21 protein-coding genes are annotated in these 24,430 nt (G+C 51.2%); 10 read left to right on the forward strand and 11 right to left on the reverse strand.

Annotated features, from left to right (window positions below; genetic code table 11):
- Nucleotides 1-75: 75 nt before the first annotated feature.
- The 3 genes from KNO73_RS08070 to KNO73_RS08080 all read left to right on the forward strand — a co-directional run bounded on the left by KNO73_RS08070 (nt 76) and on the right by KNO73_RS08080 (nt 4,258).
- Complete coding sequence (locus KNO73_RS08070) at nt 76-1,833, forward strand: C39 family peptidase (RefSeq protein WP_215112308.1); 1,758 nt, start codon at nt 76-78, stop codon at nt 1,831-1,833.
- A 191-nt stretch (nt 1,834-2,024) separates the two neighbouring features.
- The gene (locus KNO73_RS08075; RefSeq protein ID WP_483299281.1) at nt 2,025-3,248 is read left to right on the forward strand and encodes an exo-beta-N-acetylmuramidase NamZ family protein; all 1,224 of its coding nucleotides are present in this window, start codon (nt 2,025-2,027) and stop codon (nt 3,246-3,248) included.
- A 110-nt stretch (nt 3,249-3,358) separates the two neighbouring features.
- Entirely contained in the window at nt 3,359-4,258 is a 900-nt protein-coding gene (locus KNO73_RS08080; protein ID WP_214757786.1) for a CAP domain-containing protein, read from the forward strand.
- 87 nt (nt 4,259-4,345) lie between these two features.
- Here KNO73_RS08080 and KNO73_RS08085 read toward each other — a convergent pair whose 3' ends face one another.
- Entirely contained in the window at nt 4,346-4,744 is a 399-nt protein-coding gene (locus KNO73_RS08085; RefSeq protein WP_159562802.1) for a hypothetical protein, read from the reverse strand.
- Nucleotides 4,745-4,888: 144 nt separating this feature from the next.
- Between KNO73_RS08085 and KNO73_RS08090 the strand changes: the two genes are divergently transcribed.
- From KNO73_RS08090 to KNO73_RS08100, 3 genes are read left to right on the forward strand one after another with little or no spacing between them, the layout of a single operon-like run.
- A complete protein-coding gene (locus KNO73_RS08090; protein ID WP_214683703.1) occupies nt 4,889-5,821 on the forward strand; it encodes an ABC transporter ATP-binding protein in 933 nt (310 codons plus the stop codon).
- A gap of 10 nt (nt 5,822-5,831) precedes the next feature.
- Nucleotides 5,832-6,965: an ABC transporter permease gene (locus KNO73_RS08095; protein ID WP_215112310.1), complete on the forward strand. Its 1,134-nt coding sequence runs from the start codon at nt 5,832-5,834 to the stop codon at nt 6,963-6,965.
- Nucleotides 6,952-8,052 carry an ABC transporter permease gene (locus KNO73_RS08100; protein WP_214757790.1) on the forward strand — a complete coding sequence of 367 codons (1,101 nt, stop codon included), beginning with the start codon at nt 6,952-6,954 and terminating at the stop codon, nt 8,050-8,052. The genes KNO73_RS08095 and KNO73_RS08100 overlap by 14 nt, the downstream gene beginning before the upstream one ends.
- Before the next feature lie 37 nt (nt 8,053-8,089).
- Here KNO73_RS08100 and KNO73_RS08105 read toward each other — a convergent pair whose 3' ends face one another.
- Complete coding sequence (locus KNO73_RS08105; RefSeq protein WP_215112311.1) at nt 8,090-10,774, reverse strand: HD domain-containing phosphohydrolase; 2,685 nt, start codon at nt 10,772-10,774, stop codon at nt 8,090-8,092.
- Between the two features lie 200 nt (nt 10,775-10,974).
- On the opposite strand from KNO73_RS08105, the gene KNO73_RS08110 reads away from it, so the two are divergent.
- From KNO73_RS08110 to KNO73_RS08120, 3 genes are all read left to right on the forward strand, one after another.
- Nucleotides 10,975-11,283 (forward strand): PadR family transcriptional regulator, encoded by a 309-nt coding sequence (locus KNO73_RS08110; protein WP_012727090.1) that lies wholly within the window; start codon nt 10,975-10,977, stop codon nt 11,281-11,283.
- A 4-nt stretch (nt 11,284-11,287) separates the two neighbouring features.
- On the forward strand, nt 11,288-12,472 hold the full coding sequence (chrA, locus tag KNO73_RS08115; RefSeq protein WP_215112312.1) for a chromate efflux transporter: 1,185 nt from the start codon (nt 11,288-11,290) through the stop codon (nt 12,470-12,472).
- 153 nt (nt 12,473-12,625) lie between these two features.
- Nucleotides 12,626-14,461 (forward strand): acyltransferase family protein, encoded by a 1,836-nt coding sequence (locus KNO73_RS08120; protein ID WP_214814555.1) that lies wholly within the window; start codon nt 12,626-12,628, stop codon nt 14,459-14,461.
- Nucleotides 14,462-14,481: 20 nt separating this feature from the next.
- On the opposite strand, the gene KNO73_RS08125 is transcribed toward KNO73_RS08120, so the two are convergent.
- Nucleotides 14,482-14,982: a YdcF family protein gene (locus tag KNO73_RS08125; RefSeq protein WP_215112313.1), complete on the reverse strand. Its 501-nt coding sequence runs from the start codon at nt 14,980-14,982 to the stop codon at nt 14,482-14,484.
- A gap of 186 nt (nt 14,983-15,168) precedes the next feature.
- Between KNO73_RS08125 and KNO73_RS08130 the strand changes: the two genes are divergently transcribed.
- Entirely contained in the window at nt 15,169-15,462 is a 294-nt protein-coding gene (locus KNO73_RS08130; RefSeq protein ID WP_012727102.1) for a hypothetical protein, read from the forward strand.
- Between the two features lie 166 nt (nt 15,463-15,628).
- Here the strand turns inward: KNO73_RS08130 and KNO73_RS08135 are convergent, their stop codons facing one another.
- The 8 genes from KNO73_RS08135 to KNO73_RS08170 form a co-directional block, all read right to left on the reverse strand.
- Nucleotides 15,629-16,942, reverse strand: coding sequence for a glycosyltransferase family 4 protein (locus KNO73_RS08135; protein WP_215112314.1), 1,314 nt, complete (start codon nt 16,940-16,942; stop codon nt 15,629-15,631).
- Nucleotides 16,943-16,978: 36 nt separating this feature from the next.
- The gene (locus KNO73_RS08140; protein WP_214730357.1) at nt 16,979-18,199 is read right to left on the reverse strand and encodes a DHHW family protein; all 1,221 of its coding nucleotides are present in this window, start codon (nt 18,197-18,199) and stop codon (nt 16,979-16,981) included.
- A 12-nt stretch (nt 18,200-18,211) separates the two neighbouring features.
- On the reverse strand, nt 18,212-19,642 hold the full coding sequence (locus KNO73_RS08145) for an MBOAT family O-acyltransferase (protein WP_078147452.1): 1,431 nt from the start codon (nt 19,640-19,642) through the stop codon (nt 18,212-18,214).
- A gap of 37 nt (nt 19,643-19,679) precedes the next feature.
- The gene (locus KNO73_RS08150; protein WP_012727107.1) at nt 19,680-20,156 is read right to left on the reverse strand and encodes a hypothetical protein; all 477 of its coding nucleotides are present in this window, start codon (nt 20,154-20,156) and stop codon (nt 19,680-19,682) included.
- 81 nt (nt 20,157-20,237) lie between these two features.
- Nucleotides 20,238-21,338, reverse strand: a complete 1,101-nt coding sequence (gene wecB / locus KNO73_RS08155; protein ID WP_012727108.1) for a non-hydrolyzing UDP-N-acetylglucosamine 2-epimerase — start codon at nt 21,336-21,338, stop codon at nt 20,238-20,240.
- Nucleotides 21,339-21,387: 49 nt separating this feature from the next.
- Nucleotides 21,388-22,275 carry a teichoic acids export ABC transporter ATP-binding subunit TagH gene (tagH, locus tag KNO73_RS08160; RefSeq protein ID WP_214683682.1) on the reverse strand — a complete coding sequence of 296 codons (888 nt, stop codon included), beginning with the start codon at nt 22,273-22,275 and terminating at the stop codon, nt 21,388-21,390.
- Between the two features lie 10 nt (nt 22,276-22,285).
- Nucleotides 22,286-23,089, reverse strand: coding sequence for an ABC transporter permease (locus KNO73_RS08165; protein WP_214683680.1), 804 nt, complete (start codon nt 23,087-23,089; stop codon nt 22,286-22,288).
- Nucleotides 23,090-23,098: 9 nt separating this feature from the next.
- Nucleotides 23,099-24,388, reverse strand: coding sequence for a nucleotide sugar dehydrogenase (locus tag KNO73_RS08170; protein WP_012727111.1), 1,290 nt, complete (start codon nt 24,386-24,388; stop codon nt 23,099-23,101).
- Between the last annotated feature and the right edge of the window lie 42 nt (nt 24,389-24,430).

A 24,430-nucleotide genomic window follows, 5' to 3' on the forward strand; every position in this document is an offset into this window, starting at 1 on the left:
CCACTATCTTCACTTGGATAAAAATGGTTATATTATTTTATATAGCATTTTTTGAAAATCGGGAGGCTTACTCATATGAAGTGGAAGACAACTACCCTATTTAGTTTAATTGCCGGCACCCTCCTTACCTCTCCCCTTCTGACACATGCGGAAGGTTCATTCCAACAGACGGAGAATGGCATCGTCTATACGTCGGGTGACGGGACGGTCTTGACGGGATGGCAAGAAATCGACGGCCATACATACTATCTGAATGAAGATGGCATGCTCCTCACAGGTTGGCAGGAAATCGAAGGGGCTACCTATTACTTTGAGACAGACGGTCGACTCGTCACGGGTGCTTATGCGATTGACGGCACGACATACACGTTTGACGAGAACGGAAAGCTACTCACCGGCTGGCAGGAACGGGACGGTCTCGTCTACTATTACGATGAGACCGGTCAACCCGTCACGGGATTCCAGACGATCGCCGGCAAGCGCTATTACTTCAACGAGGATGGGGTCCGTCTCTCGGGATGGCAGCAGCTTGGTGACGCCAAGCATTATTTCTTCCCAGACGGCACCATCCGTACAGGGATGTATACGATTGACGGCAAGAAATATTATTTGATGGAGCAAGGGAAGATGGCGACCGGATGGCAGACGATCGGCACACGTCGCTATTACTTCGGGGATGACGGGATACGTCGCCAAGGACTCGCTCGGATCGGTGACAAGATGTACGGTTTCCATCCCACTTACGGATACCGCCTCGAAGGACTCTATCGCATCAACAATCGACACTATTTGTTCGGAAAATACGGCGACCGCAAGTATGGGCTACAGCGAATCGATGGTGTCATGTATGGATTCCATCCGACGTACGGGTACCGACTAGAAGGTATCCATAAACTAAATGCACGTGTCTATTCATTCGATGCATACGGACGACGCGAGTATGGGTTCCAAACGGTCGATGGGAAGAAGGTCGGATTCCACCCAACCTACGGATACCGGCTACAAGGGAAATTCCGATTGGATGGGAAGACGTATCACTTCCACTCGACGGGTGTCCCCGAGAAAGGATGGAAATATACGACCCAGTACGAGTATTACGCTCCCGCGTTGACGAAGAAGACGGATTGGCAAGCCATCGACGGCAAGTGGTATTACTTTGACACGTATGGAAAGATGTATCAAAACCGTCGTGTCGGCAACGCCTCGTTCGATGCGCGGGGCGCCTATTCTCAGGCACTGTCCATCTATAAGATGAGCGTCCCACTCTATCGTCAGTTCCCGATGGGCTATCCGTCCGGCTGCGAGTTCTTCTCCCTCAAGATGGCGCTTGAAGAGAAAGGTCGTGCCGTCAGCGCCTCGACCTTATATAACGAGATGCCAAAGAGCATGTGGAACGCGCGTTATGAGAACCGTCTCTATCGCTGGGTCGACCCGAACGTCATGTTCACGGGAGATCCGAAAGGGACGCTCGGCAAATATAAGAACTACGGGATTTATCCGAAAGGCATGGTCGGATTCGCCAGCAAATATCGTCCGGTGAAAGACTTGTCCAACCAAGGCCTCGGCTCGATCGAGCGCGAACTGTCGATGGGTAACCCGGTCATCGTCTGGGCGAGCGTCGACTTCAACAAACCGTACGGCTACTTCAACTGGTACACCGCTTCGAACAAGAAGTTCACCGGCTACGTCAACTATCACGTCATGTTGGCAACCGGCTATGACAAATCAAACTTGTATATCAACGACCCATATCGTGGACGCTTGGTCATCCCGAAATCAAAAGTGAGCGCCGTCATGAGCGCGACCGGATGGAAAGCGCTCGCGGTCAGATAAGTAAGAAGGAACGTGCCTTTAATCGAAGGGCACGTTTTTTGTGTGCGATTAGGAAAATAGTACGAAATTAAGAAATATAAATTCCTATTTTTATGATTAAATATTGAAATTTAATTTCTGGATGGTACACTCCTGTTAAGAAATTAAAGCGCTTACATGAATTAAAGGAGGAACTTCTGATGAAAAAATGGATGGGTGGTATGGCCGCGTTGACGATCCTCACGACTTCCATCGTCTGGTTGGATGCCGATGCGAAGTCTGAACCGAAAAAACCAAAGGTCGAACTCGGGGTCGACCGGTTGATGGAAAACCCGGAAATCTTGAAAGGAAAACGGGTCGGACTGATCACGAATCCGACCGGGATCAACGCGGAACGTACGAGCATCGTCGACCTGTTCGACCAGTCCGATGACTTCGAATTGACGGCACTGTACGGACCGGAACACGGCGTTCGAGGAGACGCCCAAGCCGGGTCGACCGTCAGCTCCTACATCGATGACGTGACGGGATTGCCCGTATACAGTCTATATGGTGCCACGAAGAAACCGACGGCTGAGATGCTACAAGATGTCGACGTGCTCGTCTTTGACATCCAAGACGTCGGGACACGCTACTATACGTATATCTATACGATGGCGTATGCGATGGAAGCCGCAGCCGAGAACGATATTCCGTTCGTCGTCCTCGACCGTCCGAACCCACAAGGTGGGCTTCGCGTCGACGGTCCGGTGCTCGACCCGGACTACTCTAGCTTCATCGGTCTTTATCCGATTCCATTAAAGCATGGGATGACCGTCGGAGAACTCGCGCGACTGTTCAACACCGAGTATCAGATTCAAGCCGACCTCGAAGTCGTCAAAATGAAAGGATGGAAACGTTCGATGATGTATGAGGACACGGGCCTCCCGTTCGTCATGCCGTCCCCGAACATGCCGACGACCGACACGGTCAACGTCTACCCTGCGACCGGATTGTTTGAAGGGACGAACCTATCCGAGGGTCGCGGGACGACGAAACCGTTTCAGCTGATCGGCGCGCCGTATATAAAAGCGCATGACTATGCGAATGAGCTGAACGAACTCGAGTTGCCGGGTGTCGCCTTCCGGGCCGCCTCGTTCACTCCGACGTTCTCTAAGCATGCGGGCAAACTGACGCACGGGGTTGAGGTGTATGTCACCGACCCGGTTCGATTCGAATCGACGCGAACCGGGATTGCGATGATTCAAACGGCTCATGACATGTATCCGGACGACTTCGAATTTTTAGCGAACGACTTCATCACGAAACTGACAGGAAACGCCTACGTGAAAGACATGATTCTCGAGGGAGCTCCGCTTGAAGACATCCTGATGAAAATCGAGAACGAGCGGGACGCCTTCCTCCCGATTCGAAAAGAGTATTTGCTGTATAAATGACGCGAGGATGGGCTCACGAAGAGTCCATCCTTTTTGTAATGAAATGGTAAAACCAAAAATCACCCAAACAATATAGAATATAGGGAGTCCCACAAAAGGAGTCGATTCCATTGAAGAAGCATCTCTCTCTACTACTCACCATCATTCTGACACTCGGTGTGATCGGGTCGCCCTTCTCTATCAACCGCGTCCAAGCCTATTATGAGACGTCGATCAACACAACCGGTTACGTGACCAACATTAGTCAACTCAATGTCCGGCAGTCGCCTTCTTTGAGCGCGAAACGACTTGCACTCATTCCGCGAGACGGTTCGATGCGTGTCCGAACATCGTTCCAATTGGACGGTGTGCGCTGGTATAAGATTCAATGGGGCAGCGGCTACGCTTATCTGCCCGCCAAGTATGTCCGCTTGTCCACTGCCGAGGTGAAATTTACGAAACCGACGTACGTCAAACCGTCGAGCGTTTATTTAAAATCACGTCCGCTCACGACTTCTTCGAACGTCAAGTTCGTCCGGCAGGGTACAGAACTTGAGACTGTGTCATATCGCTATACCGGCACATCACGATGGTACAAGGTGCGCTACGGTTCATACACCGGTTACATCCTCGCCAACCATGTCAGCTTCACGTCGCCCGTCAATGTGTTGACCGAGACGAACAAAGAACGAGATGCTGCCGGCCTCTCTCTTCTCGCCGCTTCGAGTGAGGCGAACCGTGTCGCTCAAGTCCGTGCCGATGAGATGGCGCGTACGGGTCAATTCTCACACACGCTCAAGGAGAACGGCACACCCGGGGACACGTTAGACGCTTACCGTGTCCTATATCGGGGCTGGGGAGAGAACATCTATAAAGGATCGAGCGACCCGGTCCGGGCGGTCGATGCGTGGATGAACAGTAGTGGTCATCGTGCGAACATCTTGAATGCGAATTATACGCACCTCGGGATCGGCAAAGCGACCGATGCCCAAGGGTCGACCATCCATGTTCAAATCTTTTTAACGAAATAACCGCTGAAGGGACAGTCACGTCGTGGCTGTCTTTTTGTTCGGCAAAACAAAAAGCGGATTTGCATCCGCTCTTGAACCTGACACTCCTTATATCTCATGCTCTTTCACGAGCACACGAAAACGCGGTCGGACGGTCAATTCGATTGACGTCACGGTCCGCTTTCGATCTTCAGCTAGGACGATCAATAACTCTGCGTGGTCTCGCCGGTCTTCTAAAATCTCGACCTTGCTGACGGTACGGAGCAGTTGATAATATACAAGCTCCCCGTCCCCACCTTTAATATTGATTTCAAACTCGTGATAGCTCGGGGATATTTTAAAGTAGAACGTCTCTCCATGCTTATTCGTGAAACGAAAAATCGACTCATCATAATAGAACGGGAGTGTCGAATCCATTCGTTTCGGTTCGACTGTACAAAACGCAGAAAGCACGATTTCGTCTGGGAACAATGCCCCCTCTTGTTTATTGAATTGCCATCCTTTCATCCAAATCCCTCATTTCGACACTATAATTATCTGAATAATTAGATTATTGCACATTTCATGCGTTCCGGACAGGTAAATTCGTGACAATCCTCGAACACCTTTGTGTAGAACGAGGAATATTTCATATGCGAAAGGAGTATCACGATGTTCATTATCTCGCTCGACCATGTCACGAAACGGTTCGGGGATACGATCGCCTTGAACGACCTCAGTCTGAACGTGCAAGCAGGCGAACTGTTCGGGTTGCTCGGACCGAATGGTGCCGGGAAGACGACCGCCATTTCGGTCATGTTGAATCTGTACGAGGCGGACTCCGGTTCGATTCACATTTTTGGAAAAGCGATGCCAAAAGACGAACTGGCCATCAAACGCCGCGTCGGGATCGTGCCGCAACACGTCTCCGTCTATGACCAGCTGACCGTCTATGAGAACATCCAATTTTTTGCGGAGCTGTATGGCTTCAGTCCGAAAGAAGCGAAACAAAAGACCGAGGCCGCGCTCCACTTCGTCGAGCTCGATGCCCATCAAAAGAAACGCCCGCCCGAACTGTCCGGCGGTCTCCTCCGTCGCCTCAATATCGCCTGTGGCATCGTCCATGAACCCGAACTCATCTTCATGGATGAACCGACCGTCGCCATCGATCCGCAGTCGCGAAATACCATTCTAGAGAACATCCGCGAACTGAACCGCCGCGGTGCCACCATCATCTACACGTCTCATTACATGGAAGAAGTCGAACTCCTCTGCGACCGGATCGCCATCGTCGATGAAGGAAAGATCATCGCCGAAGGGACGCAGGACGAACTGAAAGACCGTGTCATGACGCTCGAGACGGCCCGGATCAAAGTCGATGCGCTCACACCTCACTTGCTCGAACGACTCGATGCACTCGACCACGTTCAAAAAGTGGAGTATGAAGAGCCGTACATCGAGGTGTCGTTAGACAAGGACACGCCGCTCGCCCCGCTCCTTGAGACGCTCCATCAAGAACATGTCCATTTCACTTCCATCACGGTCGACCGTCCTTCCCTCAATACCGTCTTTTTGGCATTGACGGGGAAGACGCTTCGGGAATAGGAGGGGCGTCATGTGGACCTTCATCAAATATGATGTAAAACAGCGACTACGGGACCGAGCCACCCTCTTTTGGATGCTCATCTTTCCGCTCATCCTCATCTTTGGACTAGGGACGATGCTGTCGGCCGTCTTCAGTGACACGTTCAAACTGCCGGTCACGAACGTCGCCTACGTCGAATCGTCGACCGACCAGTATCGCGAGCCACTCGAGGCCTTTTTAAAAGAAGAAGACATTCAAGCTTTCATCCGACTCGTTCCATACGCTGACCTCCCATCTGCCGAACAAGGTGTGAACGATGGCGATGCCGACGTCATACTGCAACTCGACGGACCTGACATCACGCTCTTTTATGAGGAACCGACGACCGTCGAGTTCGACGTCCTCGATGCCATCCTCGGTCAGTATACGGCAATCGCCAATCAACAGATCACGCTCGCCGAAGCAGGCGTGTCGGCCCCTTACGAGAATGAGGCGTGGCTCGATACGGAAAGTGTCGACCTGGCGGGACGCACCCCGACGTCGCTCGAGTATTTCACCGTCACCATCTCGATCATGACGGCATTGTTCGGGTCGTTTTATATCACGGCGATGGCACGAGAAGAACAGCCGAACACAGGCAGCTATTTGCGCATCCAAGCGGCACCCGTCCGAACGGTCGAGTATCGACTCGCGCGGACGTTCAGTCGCTACGTCATCATCTTGTTGCAACTCATTCTCTTGTTTTGGTTCAGTCACTTCGTCTATCGCACATTCGACTTGGCGAACGTGCAGTTCGGCTATCTGATCCTGTCTTGGCTCGCCTTGACCGCGTACGGGGTCGCCATCGGATTCCTGATCGTCAACTTGCCGAAGTTGAGCGCGACGACAAAGGATGCGATCGTCAACGGCTTCGTCGCCATCCTCATGATCTTATCCGGTGGCTATGTCCCCGGTTTTGACCAAGTGACGCTGAACTACGCGCCGTGGGCTGCCTACGTGTTCATGCCGATTTTCATGCGGGACGGGATGCTAGCCGTCCTCCTGCGGGAAGGGGACATGAATCTGTATTGGCAAAGTCTCGGATTGCTCGGGATTCATCTCCTTATCTTGATCGCATTCAGCTACATTCTCTCGAAAGGAGTGAAGCGTCATGGTACTCATTAGACATGTGGCCAAACGGATGCTTCGAAAGAAAGGACTGTGGGTGTTCACCTTCGTGTCGATGTTCGGTTTCGCGCTCATCCTCTCCTTCGTCGGCGGAACGTCCAGTTTGAACGCATCCATCGGGATTGTCGACCGGGATGGTGGACTCCTCGCCGAACGTCTCATTGACGAGGCCGAACGATTTGGTCGGGTCACATTGCTCGAATCGAGCACGGAGGATGTCTTGTTAGAAGGAGAAGATATCGTCCTCATCATTCCAGAAGACTTCACGGAACAGGCGTTCACAGGAGACATGCCCCGCCTCTCCTTCTCTGCGATCGCCGGGAGTGATGCCTCGTTGATCGAGCAGGCGCTGAACGGTCATCTGTCCCGCGAACGTCAACTGCTCGAAGCGAGCAACTATGAGGAAGCGACGTTCGAAGAGCTCGCATCCATTGAGACGGCGAACGGTTACACACTTTCAAGTGAACCTTTTCAGGAAAGTGTCGCCACGACCGCTCGGACACAAGCCTTCTTCGGTCTATTGTCGTTCATCATGATGTCGACCTTTCTCCAGTTCATCCCCATGTTTGTCGCAGACGACCGGGACGAGAAGATTTATGCGCGGTTGTTTGCCTCACCGGTGACACCACGGCGTTACTTCGCCTCCCTGCTCCTCGCCTTTTATCTCGTCGGCTTCGTCTACGTGATGCTGTTGATTGGTGTGAGCCTCGCTCTATATGGTCAGGACGTATGGACACATCTTCCGACCGTGTTCGCCTTGTTTTCTTCCTATTTGCTCGTCTGTCTGGCACTCGGTGGTCTCATCGCCGTCTTTGCGACGAATCGGGAGAAGGCGAACATCTTTCAAATCTCGGTCACGATGGCATCCGCTATCACCGGTGGGGCATTCATCAGCCTCCTTTGGTTACCGGATTCATTGAAACTCGTCGGTCGTTTCTTGCCGACCTATTGGTTAAATAACGGTGTCATCACGATGTATGAGGGACAGTTCCCGTTCCTCTCCATCCTTGTCATGATCGGCATGACCGGCATCGTCTTCCTCTTCACCATCCTCGTGTTGAAGAAACGACCCCTGACCGTTTGAAAAAGCGAGTCCCCCACATTCAGGAGGACTCGCTTGTTTATTGTTGAAGTGTCGGCACGACTTTTTCAAAGAAGACGTCGACGAGCGTCGGATCGAACTGTTTCCCTGCCTCTTGTTTGATGATGGCAAGTGCCTCGTCAATCGTCTTCGCTTGTCGATACGGTCGCCCCGTCACCATGACATCGAACGTATCGGCGACGGCGATAATTCGCGAGGCGAGCGGGATGTCATAATCACTCAAGCCTTTCGGGTACCCTTTACCGTCCCAACGTTCATGATGCGCCAAGACAATCTCGGACAAGGCGACATATTCGGGTACCGTACTCAAAATATTGTAACTGATTTCCGGATGGCGCTTGATTTCATACCATTCCGATTCGGTCAACGCGCCAGGTTTATCTAAAATGTCATTACTGATTGCCACTTTTCCGATATCGTGTAAAATGGCGGCCGTTCGAATCTCATTCACTTCGGCACTCGTGAAGCCCATCGCTTCCGCAAGTTTCCCCGCTAAATTGGCGACCCGTTGAGAGTGCGCTTCTTCGCGTGGAATTTTCTCATACAGCGTGCGCATGATGATTTGGATAGAATGGTGGCGTCGACTCTGCTTTTCAGAAACCTTATGGTGATACATCCGGTCTTCCGCTAAGTTGAACACCTCGGCCAATTCGACATTCGAGTCATATTTGACCGCTTCACCGAACGATGCGGAAATTGGTAACCCTTCTACCGTCTGTTCGTGGAAGAGACGACCGAGACGGTCCGACAGTTGCTTCGCCTCATCGAGAGTCGTATTCGGGGAGATAACGACGAATTCATCGCCCCCGACTCGCGCCACTTCATCTTTCGTGCGCAATTTATTTCGTAAAATATTTGCCGCTTCAACGAGCAGTTGATCTCCGACCAAGTGACCGAACGCATCGTTCGTGAGTTTCAGACCATTGATATCGATGACGATGAGTGTGAGCGGATAAAAATGCTCATCATCATAGCGCTCCAGCGCCTCTTCAAAGTAACGTCGGTTTTTGATACCTGTCAATTGATCGTGATAACTGAGATATTCAATCTCTTTCTCGTATGTTTTCTTCTCCGTGACATCTCCGATATAGCCGTGCCATAAGACATGGTCTTCCGCAATCTTCTCTGGCCGGGATGATCCGAGAATCCAGATGGTTCGTCCGTCCTTGGTCAACAAACGAAACTCTGCATCCCAAATCGTCAAATTACGATACGATTCATCAATCGACTGCATGACAAGCGGATAATCATCCGGGTGCATCCGTCGGAAGACAAGACTCGCGTCCGTCTGTACCTCTTCTGCCGAAATCCCCAGCATATCTTCAAAGCCCCGGCTAAAGAACGGGAAGTTGAAGCTTCCGTCAGGCAACAATTCGAATTGATAGATGGCACCCGGGATTTGGTCGGATAGTTTCGTCAAGAGGCGATCCCGATCGGCCAATTTTTCTTCCAATTGGACTCGGTCTGTCACGTCCTTGGCGATCGCATAAATGTAACCCTCTTGAAGTTTACAATGCCACTCGATTGAGCGATACGTGTCGTCGATTGTCCGGAAGCGGTTGACGAATCGGAACAACTCGCCACGTTCTTCAAGCTCCGCAAATCCTGCTTCCGTGATCACCTCATCATCCGGGTGAATCAGACTAAGAAAATCGATATTCTCTAACTCATCAAGCGAAAACCCTAATACGCGCTCCCACGTCTCGTTCAAGTGAAGCACTTGCCGTGTGTTGAAGGCCATGATGCATTCCAAGTCGAGCGTGCCAAATCCATCGAACATCGATTTCTTCGTCTCACCCACTTGATGATCGGCTTTCGTCAATTGCTGGAGTACATGGACGAGGTACAACTCGACGAGACCGAGGCGGTTCGCTTGCTTCCCCTGTTCCATCACAATCGTCAAATCTCCATACAAGACGCCATCTTGTTCGATTTTAAAGAGAACCACTTCTCCAAGTGAGAAAATCCGAAGTAGATTTTTGACGAGTCGTTTCGGAAGGGCACCATCAATCAGTGGGTCAATCCCATCGAAGACAAGAGGATTCGATTGTTTGAACAGGTCACGCCGCTGATCCGTCATCGGCCATTTCCTTCCGACCGGATGAAATCCAAGGATGTCGAGACTTTTCTCTAACATCTCATCCATGCCCGATAATGCCACTGTCGTATACGATTCGCCATCCTCTTCCATCAAATTGAGTGCGACCGCCTTCGCTCCCGTGAAGTCACGAATCTGATCAAGAAATTGTTGATTCATCAACAAATCACTACCGGTCGAGACGAAGCGATGCGATACGTTAACGAGTTGTTTTAACGCATTGTTCTCTTGAACGTGTGGCGTGATGTCGTGGAACATGACGGACACAAATCCTGTCCGTTGACTAAACACAGACATCTCGAACCAACATTTATTACGGCGGGAATAGTGTTCAAATGTCACGGTACCGCCATCACTGACGACACGTGCCACTTGAATCATCCATTCTCGCTCACTATATTCAAAGTCTTTTAGGGCGCTTGACACCTTTTTTCCGATGAAGTGTTTTCGCTTCCCTTTCATGATCTTCTCAAAGGCAGGATTCACTTCAAAGAATTCATAGTCAACCGGCTCCGAAGCGTCGTCGTAAATCACTTTAAACTCGACGTAGCCTTGGGGCATATAACGCAACAATGTGTCGTATAAAGAATGATGGGAGTTTGTCACGTCACTTCCTCCTCAGCAAATAAAATCTCTACTCAGTTTACCTCATTTGTGATAGATTCCCTATTTTTTCCGAACTCATTCCCAACTTTTTATTTAAAGTTTTCGTAAACTGCATGCTCTTCCCTTGCTCTATTCCCTCACCTTTGTTAGACTGATTTCGAAAACCGATATCGAATTTCGATATTAAGGAGATGACACGTATGGAAGACCGCGTCTTGCGGAAGCTGTTTCTCGGATTCATCCATATCCATATTTTGCACCATGCCGCGGAACATCCCGTGTACGGAGCATGGATGGTCGATGAGCTTCGGGAGCACGGTTACGAGATCAGTGCCGGTACGCTCTACCCGATCTTGCACGGGATGGAGAAAGACGGGCTCTTGATTCGTGAAAACGAGACGGTCGATGGACACGTTCGCAAAAACTACGTGACGACCGAAAAAGGACGTTCTGTGTTGGCGGAAGCCCGTCAAAAGGCATACGAGTTATTCAAAGAAATTAAGGAGTGAAGATATGACGACAGAACGTGTGACGTTCAAGACGTTACTAGAAATTTTATTCGTTTCAACGAGGCTCGGTCTCACCTCATTCGGTGGTCCTGTCGCCCACCTCGGTTACTTCCACGAGGAATATGTGAGACGACGCAAATGGATGGATGAGAAAGCTTACGCCGACCTCGTCGCCTTATGCCAATTCTTGCCTGGACCGGCGAGTTCACAGGTCGGGATCGGGATCGGGATTGTCCGCGGTGGCATATTAGGTGGGATCACCTCGTTTATCGGCTTCACGACGCCGTCGGTCGTCGCCCTCATTCTGTTCGCTTTATTGTTGTCAGGGCTCGACGTGTCCGACTCAGGCTGGCTCTACGGTTTGAAGGTCGTCGCCGTCGCCATCGTCGCCCATGCCATCTTAGGGATGGCGAGCAAACTGACACCTGATACAAAGACCCGAACGATTGCCTTTTTCGCCTTGGCGGGCGTCTTGCTCTGGCAGACGACGTTCAGTCAGGTGTTGTTCATTCTCCTTGCGGCACTCGCAGGATTCCTGTTGTTCAAGCCGGACCGCCTCGATGCGAAATCGAGCGCGTTCCCCATTTCGAAACGTCTCGGGGCCGTTCTGCTGTCGATATTTGGGGCGCTTCTCGTTATCTTACCGATTTTACGGGAGACGTTTGAGAATCAAACGATTGCCTTGTTCGATAGCTTTTACCGGGCCGGTGCCCTCGTCTTCGGCGGCGGACATGTGGTCTTGCCACTACTAGAACGAGAACTTGTACCAGCTGGTTTCTTGAGTGAAGAAGCCTTTCTTGCAGGATACGGTGCCGCTCAGGCCGTTCCTGGTCCGCTTTTCACGTTCGCTTCTTATCTTGGAACGGTGATTAATGGTGTGCCGGGTGGCATCCTTGCGACGGTCGCCATTTTCTTGCCAGCCTTCTTGCTCATCCTCGGGGCACTTCCGTTTTGGGACGCGCTCCGCTATAACCCGAAAGTCGCCGGCGCTCTTATCGGCGTCAACGCGGCAGTGGTCGGGATTTTGATTGCGGCATTCTACAGCCCGATCTTCACGAGTACCGTCAACGATGCGTTCGACTTCGTGTTCGCCGCCTTCCTGTTCGTGATGATCGCCTATTGGAAACTGCCCCCGTGGGCACTCGTCATCGTCGGGGTACTCGGTGGGACGTTGATTAATCTGATGTAAAGTGCAAGGGACCTCGTGTCCCTTTTTTTATTGGATTTTCACGTCATTTGATTGTTAATCTTTTGAAACCATTCCCTCTTCCTCGCTCGTTATACTGAAGAATGGATTGAAAAATAAGGGAAATGTCCGCTTTACTAGAAAGGAAGTGGGGGCATGAAACCACTCAAACATACAACGTATATGCCTGGTCTCGACGGCTTGCGCACGTTCGCCGTCTTGGCTGTCATTTTATATCATTTAAATGTACCTTACATATCCGGGGGATTCCTCGGTGTCGATGTCTTCTTCGTCCTTTCCGGTTACTTGATTACCGGCATCTTGATTCGCGAATGGACGAAGACCGGCACAATCGATTTGAAAAGATTCTATGTCGCACGTTTCCGTCGTTTGTTGCCGGCGCTCGTCTTGATGCTGTCTGTCGTGATGACGTATGTGACGCTGTTTGACCGCTCCTTGCTCGATACGGTGCGACAGGATTCACTGGCGGCACTTGCCTATGTGAACAACTGGTGGTATATCTTCCACGAAGTCTCCTACTTCGAAAGTTTCGGAAAGCCATCGCCGCTTCAAAACCTATGGTCTCTCTCAATCGAAGAACAGTTTTATGCGGTCTGGCCGCTACTCCTACTCGTCGGTCTCGCGTTCCGGAAGCGATTGCTCCAACTACTCGCTGCACTTTTATTCGTCTCCGCCGCCTGGATGGCATTCCGATATGTACCAGAAGCCGACCCGAGTCGCGTCTACTACGGGACCGACACACGCTTGTTCGGTCTGCTTATGGGAGCCGTCCTCGCGTTCGGTTGGCGCCCGGACACGTTTAAAGAGACGATTCCGAAGATCGGACGTCACATTTTGAATGGGGCTGGCGCCATTTCGCTCATCGCCATCGTCGGCATCATCCGAACCGTCAACGCCTACGACGCGTTCCTCTATTACGGAGGCTTCTTGCTCGTCGCGTTCCTATCCGCCCTATTGATTGCCGCTGTCGCCCATCCGGCGACCATTTGGTCACGATTGTTTGGAAGCGCTTGGCTTCGCGTGATTGGCACCCGGACGTATGGGATTTACTTGTGGCACTATCCGGTCATCATTCTGTCGACACCGCTCGACCGACTCGGGACGTTCTCGCCACTTCTTTCCGTCGGACAAGTGGCGTTGACGCTTTTGATCGCCGAGTTGTCGTATCGTTTCGTCGAGACACCGATTCGCCGAAATGGATTCAAACATGCGTTCCGTCAGCTCGTCTCGACACCGACGCACCCGAGCGCACGCTTCGCCGCCACGGCATGTGCGACCGCGCTCTCACTCGTTCTCGTTGGGAATTTGACCATCCTGGCGTTCTCTGAGTCGAAGCCGGTCGAAGATGAGATTCCTGTCGTGAAAGTACCGATGCCAAAAGATGACACACCGGACGTTCCGAAAGAACCGGAATCCGAAGAGGCAGAGGATGTTCCGTCCGAAGATCAACCGACAGATGAGAACACAGCACCAACTGAAAAACCAGAAGAACGAACATGTCCACCGGCTCTCGCGATTGGCGACTCGGTCATGCTCGGATTGAACGAATACTTGGCAGATGCCTTCCCGAATATGAAAATTGACGCCCAAATCGGACGTCAAGTTCGTGATGCAATCCCAGTTGCCTCACAGTACCAATCCTATAATGCTCCGGGGCACGTTGTGTTCCTCCATCTCGGAACGAACGGTGCCTTCAAAATGGAGCAACTCGAAACGCTGCTCAAGCAGTTCGAACGAGCAGATGAGATCTATTTGATCAACACACGTGTCCCGCGTCCATGGGAAAGTGAGGTCAATGAAAAACTCGCACGGGCAAGTGAACTTCACGAGAACGTGTCCCTCATCGATTGGCATGAACGGTCAATCGGGAAAGAAGCGTACTTTGAAAGTGACGGGGTCCATTTGAATATCAAGGGCGCCGAAGCGTTTGGCCACGTACTGAACGAAGAAATCGGCTGTCAACCAAACTAGGCTCTTGCGAGTGCAAGAGCCTAGTTTTTTTCTTTCATAAATACATAACGTCCCAACAGCTTCACATACGCCAATACTTCACGAATGAGATATCGCCCTTTCGCAAGCGGTGGGGTCGGTGCATATAGGGCATCGCTCTCGAGCTGAAAATACAGTCTCGCAATCAGACGGGCCCGCGGCACATGAAAGTCATTCGTCACAATCGTCACACCTGATGCTCCGTCCCAAAACGGACGGCTATGCTCAAAGTTCTCGATTGTCGACGTCGATGTCGCTTCCACATGAATCCGCGTAGCATCGATTCCTTGCGCCATCAGTTCTCGTTCAATGACACACGCCTCCGCCATCCCTTCATCTGGTCCCTGTCCACCTGTTGCGATCAGTTCGACATGAGGATGTGCCTTCGCATAGGCGGCAGCCACGTCAATTCGATGTTGGAGCGCCCGGGATGGTCGTATCCCATTCACTTTCGCCCCAAGGATGATGAGGAACCGATATGTTCCAGTCGCATTTTTTCTCATGTTGTCACCCCGCCTTCGTACGTTCTTTCCTAACTTTACTCAAACAAAGAAATGATTGCACGAATCCGCTCTTTTTTACAATTTCAAGTAAGTATATTTACATAAATATGAAAATAACATTTGAAATATCCAAAAATTGTTTTATGATAAGGGAGGTAAGACTTCTTGAGGGAGGACTGGTGAACCATGACAGATTCAGATAAGTGGTTATCCACCCGCTTCTTGTATACACGCGATGCACGACTGTTTGCAGAGATTGAGGTTGTCGAGCTCGACCCGACTCACTATAAGTTCGTGATTCATCCGACACCGCTTGGCGCCGGGGAATCTCCCTATATGCGACAAGGTCCGTTAGACTCAGACCATCTCCCCTCTGCCTTTTCCGATGTGAGCCGTGTGTATTCGAGACAGCTGGATTGCTTGCGTGCCGCGACGCGTCTCGTCTCTTCGATTGGACCAGCTCGCTTCACAGCACATTGACCAAAAGAACGGAGTCGCACAGTTGCGACTCCGTTCTTTCTTATTGCTTCGATCATTTGACGATGATTGGAATCGGCTGATTGATTCCTTGATATGTCGCTCGTAGAACAACCAAATGGTCTTGCTGATCACGTTTAATCGTCACGTTATAACCTTCTTGTTGTGTTTATTCGGTTTCGTCGGACAATCGCTGAAGGGCTGATCGTAACTGACTGATCTCGGTAGACTGATTCGATTGAATCGCACGAAGTTCATCAAGGTGTCGCTTAGTCGCCTCGAGCTCATTGCGCATCGCTTCCAGTCGTTGCTCCCGATCCGCTAATTTCCACGAACAGAGCCGATTCGCGCGACGGGCATGCAGTTGGTCGTAACGAACGTGTGGATAACGAGCCACCAAATCGATTTCCTTAGGTCCCTCTCGTCTCACCTCTTCGAGCAGATCAAGGAGAAGCCGTTGCGCCGCTTCATCACGGAAATGTTCATCCACGAGTGCGGCCGAGAAACGTGCGAGCTCTCGTCTCGTCGTCTCATCCATCAATTCGAGGATGGCATCACCGATTCGACCCGATGTGTATCCATCGTATTTCGTCCCGATGCCACCAAAGTTCGTACTCGCAATATCTTGCCACGTCGAAGGTGTGACCAGCCCCTGATAACTTTTGCTCCCGACGGCGATGGTCGGTTTGCCGACCGCCATCCCTTCTAGCGCAGAGCGCCCTGGGGCGATGACGAAATCGGCACGACGCATCACTTCGGGTAAATCGTCTTGCTCGACCCAACCAAGCCAGTCCATCGTCTGACTGGTCCCTTCAAGCGCTTCCTCATAACGTGATGCGTATTTTTCCCGTTGTGTCCCGTCCCCGACAATGAGCCAATCAATCGGTAAAGACTTGATCCGCTCGTCTTCTAGCGCATCCAAAAAGACATCTAAAATGAACAGTTTGTCCGCATCTAGTCGCGAGGTGAATAGACCCGTCACGCGCTCTGACGACACGCTCGTCACATCCGGGACGAATGCATCATCGACTCCATTCGGAATGACGATGAGCTTCGATTCGATGGCCGGACAGTGCTCCACGAGATGGGTCGCGATCCGTTCCGAGACGGCGATCACTCGCGAGACGCTCGTATGATACTGCTCAATCTCATCATAATACATCCCATGGATGACGAGGACGAACGGGATGCCGTGTGTCTCTGCCACCGCTAGGCCGACCTGTCGTGAATCGAACGGATGGGCATACACCAGATCGAAGGATTGTGTCACTACCACATCGATCACACGGGTGACGTCCTCATTGGAATAATCGGTTCGTATGACCTGCCCACCGAGCGCCTCTACCTCTTTGGCAAAGGGACCTGGCTTACAGACGACGGTCACCTCATGACCCTCTCGAATAAGCACTTTCACAGATGAGAGAATCTGTCGATGAAGCCCACCCATCGCGGAGTGGAAGAATACCGGTAGCAATACGTTCATGAAGCGCACCTGCCTTTTCGAAGGAATTGCGTTCGATCACAGACCTTCTTGATACATCGACCCGAGTCCTGTGATTCGGTCATTGTGTAAGAACAGAACCGCATCGACATCGTTCTCTTCCGCATATTCCGCGATGCTGACATCGTAGTCATCGAGATAGCGAACGTCGATTGCCGATACCGTCCCGAACGACTCGCCAAGGTAGCCGAGTACCGGGTTCGCATAAGAATCTTTCAACACGAGGAGATGATCGTCATTTTTCGGATTCTCCTGCGTGATTTTCGCGAGGGCGTAGTTGTCACCCATGAACAAGTTGTAGTAGTTCGTGAAGTCGTCCGTGTTGTTCAACACGTCTTTGTCGAGGACGCCATGTCCACAGTCATCCCCGTTTCGACAGACCGTCGTCGTGAATCCGTCTTTCGGTTCGAGATACGTGAACGTGTCCGCCGATTCGACATACGGCATCGAGATTTCCCGGGCATGAGACCCGTAAAACGTCCCGTCGACCGTCTTCACGTCCATCTCATCCGCGGTCAACACCGGTGCATCCGGGAACTGCTCGCTTAAGCGGTCCATGATTTGACCGTATGCGAGAAATGCCCCTTCCGCTCGCCAGTGGTGATCGGTTTTGAAATAGATATCCTCACCCGGTTCGTCACCGAGCGTCTCCTCCAAGTCGATGAGCGGGATGTCATTCTCTTCGATCCGCTCATGTAACTCGTCACGATTCTCCGCATCCGCCGACTCGATGTAATCCGGGAAGATGTTTTGTCGCGTCGCATAGACCGGCTTACTCGGTGCCGAGGCGAAGTAAGACGGGATGCCGGCATCATCCATCTCTTTTTTGAATTCTTTGAAGAATACACCGAGCGAAGAATACTGACTTTCGTTCGCATCCGGACCGTATAAGAACCCATCGATGCTGATGACGCCGTTATTCATCTGTTGTTGCAGCACGTTCAGTTGCACCCAGGCCTGCGTTTCAATCCACAGGTTTCGCTCAAACACCTGGTCGTTCGCCGACGCCTCGAACTCCTCCATGTACGACCCATTTAAAATCGTTTCGATGGATAGCTCAGGACGCTTCGCCAACATGCGTCCCTCGGTGGCCGAGCTTTCCTGCTCGTTACCGAAGGCATAAACGGCAAGTCCATAAAAGATGGTGCCAAGGAAGCCGAGCAAAAGGATACTGTTGACCACCCAAGAGAGGCGCCGTCCTTTCGAACGGACTTGTTCGCTTTTGGTTTGTTGTTCCATTGTCAGCCCTCCTTAGAACCGGAAATAAATAAACGGATTGAATGTACTCGAGACGACGTACGAAATCGAGATGCCGAAAATGAGCAAGATATAAGCTGCTCGGGCAAGACCTGCGCTCGCGGCAAGAACCGGACGTTCCGAGTCCACCTCGTGGCGCAAGAAATGAGCGACCAGCATCTTCGGAAGCGGTGTGGCAGCAATCATCGCCAACAGAAGAACCGTTCCGTATTGGACGAGATAGAAGTATGCCGTTTGATCGAACACTTCACCGCCGTGTAAGCCGAACATGACTTGCAGATAGTCAATCGCGTACGTGAAGTTATCGGCACGGAAGAATACCCAACCGATGACGACGACGAATAATGTGAACACATGCGCGAGCCATGCCGGCCACGCAGCGAGCCATTTCCCGAGAAATGCCCGTTCGAACATGATGAAGATCCCGTAATAGAGACCCCAGGCGATAAATGTCCAACTCGCCCCGTGCCATACGCCAGTCAATAACCAGACGATGGTCAAGTTGCGATACGTCTTCCATGGGCCTTGACGATTCCCGCCGAGCGGGATGTACACGTAGTCTCGGAACCAACTTCCGAGCGAGATGTGCCAACGACGCCAAAACTCAGACACCGATTTCGAAATATACGGATAATTGAAGTTCTCAAGGAAATGGAACCCAAACATCCGACCAAGACCGATGGCCATATCCGAATAACCGGAGAAATCAAAATAAATTTGGAGCGAGTAGGCGATGATTCCAATCCAGGCGAGTGTCGTCGACAGGTCCCCCGCCGATTGACTGAACACTTGGTCGGCCACATAACCACAACTGTTCGCCAAAATCATCTTCTTCCCTAGACCGATGACGAAACGTTGGATCCCAGAGACAAAGTCATCAATCGTCTCACGGCGGTCCACGATCTCATCTGCGACCGTTTGGTAACGGACGATCGGTCCGGCAATCAATTGCGGGAAGAACGAGACGTAAAGTGCCAAGTCGAACAAGTTCTTCTGGAGACGCCCATCGTTCCGATACACATCGATGACGTAACTCATCGCTTGGAACGTGAAGAATGAAATCCCGAGTGGTAGCGGGATCTCCGGGTCATTCAGCGAGAAGCCGAACACCGAGTTGACGTTCTCGACGAAGAAACTCGCATACTTGAAGACCCCAAGCATCCCGAGGTTTCCGAGAAGCATGAGCGCCATCGTCCATTTGATTTTCTTCGCATCGTCCCGATACTTATCGACCATAAAGCCGAAGAAGTAATTCATGACGATTGAAGCGAGCATGATGAGGACGAAACGTGGTTCACCCCATGCGTAGAAGAACAAACTTGAAACGAGTAGAATCGTATTCTTCAGCCAGCGTGGTGACACGAAGTACAACAACAGCACGACCGGCAAGAAATAAAATAGAAATACCGTGGAACTAAATAACATACCGAATGGTCCCTTTCTCCCTTAAGACTTGCTCCGTTCAGCGGAACGTTACATAGAGGTCATCGAATCGTACTGTGATCGGGTCAAGCGTCTCGACGATGTATTTGTACGACATCTTGAAATACTTGGCGCCTTCCATCTGTTTCACGACTTCTTCAATCGGATTCATCCCCGGATTCAACGTGAGCGAGAAACGTTTGTTCGAAAGACGCTCCTCATCTGAGTACTGCATGACGTACAGTTCAAATCGAACGGTGCGATCGCCTTCGACATAAACGGCAGTCTTCATTTCCATCTCGTCCCCTTCATCCATCTTGGCGTCTGCCAAAAAGATTTTTGACGGTGGAATCTCAAACTTCAAATCAAACAATTGGACGTAAATCGAGTCCGTTAACGCTTGTGGTAAAAATGTGACTTCTGTCTTGTATTCTTCTTCGCGCATCGACATATGGTTTTTATGCGGTCCGCGCGGATAGTAATGATAAATCGCCGGACGAATTCGCTTCGTTGACATACAAGCACCTCCGAATCGTTAGGATGATGATACAGAAAAGAGTTGCTGTGCTGGGCACAAAACAACTCTATTCGCTTTCATTTAGTTGGCAAGGATAGCATCGACGATTCGACGTGACGCCTCACCATCACCGTACGGGTTCGATGCTTGTGACATCGCTTTGTATGCCGTTTCGTCAGACAAGAGCTCATCCGCGAGTGAGAAGATGTTCTCTTCTTCGATCCCTGCGAGTTTGAGCGTTCCTGCAGCCACACCTTCTGGACGTTCTGTCGTGTCACGAAGGACGAGGACAGGTACACCGAGAGATGGTGCTTCTTCTTGTACGCCACCTGAATCCGTTAAGATCAAGTGCGACGTCGCCGCATAGTTGTGGAAGTCGAAGACGTCGAGCGGTTCAATCAAGTGGACACGTTCGACATCGTGAAGAATCTCGTTAGCGAGTTCACGAACGACCGGGTTCATGTGGACCGGATACACGACTTCGATGTCATCATACTTCTCGATCAAGCGACGGACCGCACGGAACATGTTGCGCATCGGCTCACCTAAGTTCTCACGACGGTGCGCCGTCAACATGACGAGGCGACGACCTTGTGAACGGATGCTGTCGAGCAATTCGCTCGCATAGTCGTCACGGACTGTCGTTTTGAGTGCGTCGATTGCCGTGTTCCCTGTGACGAAGATCATCTCTTCGTTCTTGCCTTCACGAAGGAGGTTGTCACGCGACGTTTCCGTCGGTGCGAAATGAAGGTCGGCCATGACACCCGTCAATTGGCGGTTCATCTCTTCCGGGAACGGTGAATATTTATTGTGTGTGCGCAAGCCAGCCTCAACGTGACCGACTGCGACTTGGTTGTAGAAGGCTGCGAGTGATGCCGCGAATGTCGTCGTTGTGTCCCCGTGGACCAACACGATGTCTGGTTTCGTTTCAGCGATAACTTCGCCCATCCCTTTCAATACGCGTGATGTGACATCGTAAAGCGTCTGCTTGTCCTTCATGATGTCGAGGTCATAGTCCGGTTTGATTTCGAACAACTCGAGCACTTGGTCAAGCATTTGACGGTGCTGCGCTGTCACGACGACAATCGGTTCTACCCCTTCACGTTTTTTCAACTCAAGTACGAGTGGTGCCATTTTGATGGCTTCTGGTCGCGTCCCAAAGACGGTCATGACTTTTTTCATAGGTCGTTTCGCACGGTCTGACTTCGCCGTGCTTCCTCCTCCCAATTGCTCACGCTTCGTTCGATACAGCGACCGACGAATGGCGTGTTTGTAGTTGTTCTTCTGTCAAAGGCGGCAAAATATACGTCTCCCCGAGCTCCGTCGCATCGACGACCGTCGTACGACGTTTGAGCTTATCGGCTTTAAACGAGTCTTGTTGCTCTTTAGACAAGTTGCGGAACCATTTCAAAAACTTATTGTACTCCCGAACGACTTCATCGACCGGTCCATATTCGCGCACTTCTCCGAACTCGAGCCAAAGGCCGAGCGTACAGAATTGGCGGACTTGTGAGACCGAGTGACTGATGAAGAAGATCGTCTTCCCACGATCTTTGAACTCGTTCATCTTGGCGAGACACTTGTCGGTGAACGTTTGGTCCCCGACCGAGAGCGCCTCATCGATGACGAGAATGTCCGGGTCGACGTTGATCGAGATGGCGAACCCGAGACGGGACTTCATCCCGCTCGAGTACGTCTTGACCGGCTGATTGATAAAGTCGCCGATATCGGCGAACTCAATGATATCCGGGGTCAAATCGATGATCTCCTGTTTCGTCATCCCGAGCATCAACCCTTTGAGCTCGATGTTCTCGAGCCCCGTCAAGTTGCCGTTCAAACCAGAAGAGATCGCAATCAACGCCGTCTTTCCGTGAAGTTCGATTTTCCCGTGCGTCGGCGGCATCACGTCAGCCAGCAAGTTCGACATCGTCGACTTCCCTGACCCGTTGATCCCGATAATCCCGACCACTTCCCCGGGTGGAACTTCAAACGTGACATTGCGGAGCGCGTAAAACTGTTTGCCCCCTGCTTTACTGAAGAAGATCTCCTTCAGCTTATCAGATTGCTTGTTATAAAGCGTATATCGTTTCGATACGTTTTCAAATTTAACCTGGTACATAAGGTCCTCCTCAAATGTAATCGATGAAGTGTCGACGGAAACGCAAATGAATCATCGACCCGACGAAGAAGAGAACGACGACGATGGCCCAGTAATAGAGACCGTAAGCCCAGTTAGTCGCCAACCAGTCGGTTCCGAGGAACATCGACCGATATCCTTCGACTAAATAATAGAGCGGATTGATTTGTAGGATATTCGCGAGCTTCGCCGGCGGCACCCAAAAAATCGGTGTCAAATACATCAACATCCGCATCATCGACTGAAGAAGGTTTTGAAGATCGCGCACGATTGTCGTGAGCGCGGACGTAATCAAGGCGAGCGAGTACAGTAGTGCGAGCGCACTGAACGCCAAGTAGATAAACCAGAGCGAATGTAGCCCCATCGGGAATCCGAATGCCCACATCAAGATAAACGAGACACCGACTAGCGCCACGTGGCGATAGAAGAGTGCGAGCAAGACGTATGCCGGAATCGTCGAGATTGGGAAGCTCATTTTGGAGACCATGCCGATTTTCGAATAGACGGACCGGGCCGTCGAGGTGATCGCCGAGGCAATGAAGAACCAGACGACAATCCCTGCGACCAACCATGGCAGAAACGGCACGCCATCAATCGGCCTGCCGCTTCGAATACCAAATCCAAATACGAACCAGTAAACTCCAATCTGCAATAACGGTGTCACGAACTCCCATAAAAATCCGAGGTACTGCATCGAGTTGTTGCTTCGCGTCTCATACGTGGCGAGACGGAAAATCAAGTACAAGCTCGACTTTAGCTCTGAAAGAATAGCTTTCGCGGATTTAAACATGTTCATTCACCTGAATCAAAGAACGAGATTCGTTTCCTTTGTATATTTGTAGAGGTTGCCGTAGTTGACGACCGCTACGTCTTCACCTTCTGGTTTCACGATGTTACGTGTGTCGAAGATCATCGGACGACGCATCGTTGACTTGAGCTCTGCGAAGTCGAGGACTTTGAACTCGTTGTGGTCAACCAATACGAGGACGAGATCCGCGTCTTTGAGTGCTTCTTCTTTTGAAACGAGCTCGAAACGGCTTGATGTTGATTTTTCAACGTGTGAGTCGTGAACAGAGATGTTCACGCCACGGTCAAGCAAGATTTCAGCGATTTCAACCGCTGGGCTCTCACGCATGTCGTCGACGTTTCCTTTGTATGTCACGCCAAAGACCGCGACTTTCGCATCTTCGATTCCAGCAGTCAACTTCTGAACGTTGTCTGCAACGTAGTGTGGCATCGAGACGTTCGTCTCACGTGACAAGTTGATGATTTTCGCGAGGTCAGGTGATTTCGCGACGATGAAGTACGGGTCGACCGCGAGACAGTGTCCACCGACACCTGGGCCTGGGCTGTGCAAGTTGACACGTGGGTGCTTGTTCGCCATCTCGATGACGTCAAGAACGTTGATGTCCAAGTCGTTACATACTTTTGCGAGTTCGTTCGCGAGTGCGATGTTGACGTCACGGAACGTGTTTTCCATGAGTTTCGACATTTCTGCCGTCTTCGCATCCGTTTTCACGATTTCACCTTCAACGAATGTACCGTAGACGCGTGCGCCTGCTTCTGCACATTCTGTCGTGATTCCACCGACGATGCGGTTGTTGTGCACGAGCTCATGAAGGATTTGTCCAGGCAATACGCGCTCTGGGCAGTGTACGAGATAGATGTCTTCACCGACAGTGAATCCAGCTTCCTCGACGAGTGGTTTGACGAAGTCGTCCATCGTACGTGGTGCGATTGTCGACTCAACGATGATGACGTTGCCTTTTTCAACGAATGGCAACACTTTGCGTGTCGCATCTAAGACGTACGTCAAGTCACATGATTTGTGCTCGTCGTCGTTGTTCGGTGTTGGGACCGCGATGATGAAGGCATCTGCTTTCTCTGGTGAGAGTGATGCACGGAACTTCCCTTTTGCCACGACGTCTGCGACCATTTCGCCGAGACCTGGCTCTTCAATGTGGATCTCTCCACGGTTCAATTTATCAACAACATGTTGTGAAATATCGACTCCGACGACGTCGACGCCATAGTTCGCAAAGACAGCCGATGTCGGTAATCCGATATATCCAAGACCTACTGTACATACTTTCATTGTGTGGTAACCTCCAAATGTTTTGACGCGCTTTTTAAATAG

Source organism: Exiguobacterium sp. s83 (assembly GCF_018617095.1).
GTDB lineage: Bacteria > Bacillota > Bacilli > Exiguobacteriales > Exiguobacteriaceae > Exiguobacterium > Exiguobacterium profundum.